The following is an 818-nucleotide window of genomic DNA, read 5'->3' on the forward strand; positions in this document are numbered from 1 at the left end:
CGTGCTGGGCAACCGGACGTTCCTGGTCGAGCACCCGGTCCCGGGCAACCAGGCGACGACGACGACGAGGTACACGTACTCGAGCGCTAAGGCGCACCAGCTCAAGTCGATGACCCGCACGCTCGATGAGGGCGCTTCGAGCGGTGTGGGGACCTTCGTCTACGACGGTGCGGGGAACCTGACCGAGCGGTGGGTCTCGGGCACGGGGGCCAAGCGGTACTACACGTGGGACGGCGATGGTGAGCTCGCCGCCGCGGATCTGGGCGCCGGTGACCCGGTGCCGGACGCGGGCGGTGAGGCGACGTTCGTGTACGACGCGTCCGGGACGCGTCTGACCCGCACGGATGCGACCGGTACGACCGTGTACCTGCCCGGTGGGCAGGAGCTGACGGTCACCAAGGGCACCGGTGTGGTGACCGCGACCCGGTACTACACGTTCACGGGCGCCACGGTCGCGGTCCGTACCGGCAAGGGCATGGGTGCGGTGACCTCGATCGTGGCCGACGCGCACGGCACCGCCCTGGTCTCGATCCCGAACACCCAACGCGGCGGGACACTGACCCGCCGCTACAGCGACCCGTTCGGTGCGACCCGCACCGCCACCACCTCGACCGGTGGGGCGGTGATACCCGGCGACCGCGGGTTCCTGGGGGCCACCCGGGACGACCCGACCGGGCTGACCCTGCTCGGTGCCCGCTACTACGACCAGGTCACCGCCCGGTTCATCTCCGTGGACCCCCAGCTCGACCCGGGCACCCCCGCACAGTTCAACGCCTACGTGTACTCCGGCAACAACCCGATGACCTGGTCCGACCCGT

The 818-nt window shown here is 70.5% G+C and carries 1 protein-coding gene; it reads left to right on the plus strand.

Annotated features, from left to right (window positions below):
• Positions 1-818 (plus strand): RHS repeat-associated core domain-containing protein (locus CCO02nite_RS15565; protein WP_146844089.1); only part of this gene is annotated, 818 nt, incomplete at both ends.

Source organism: Cellulomonas composti (assembly GCF_007990245.1).
Taxonomy (GTDB): Bacteria; Actinomycetota; Actinomycetes; order Actinomycetales; family Cellulomonadaceae; genus Cellulomonas; species Cellulomonas composti.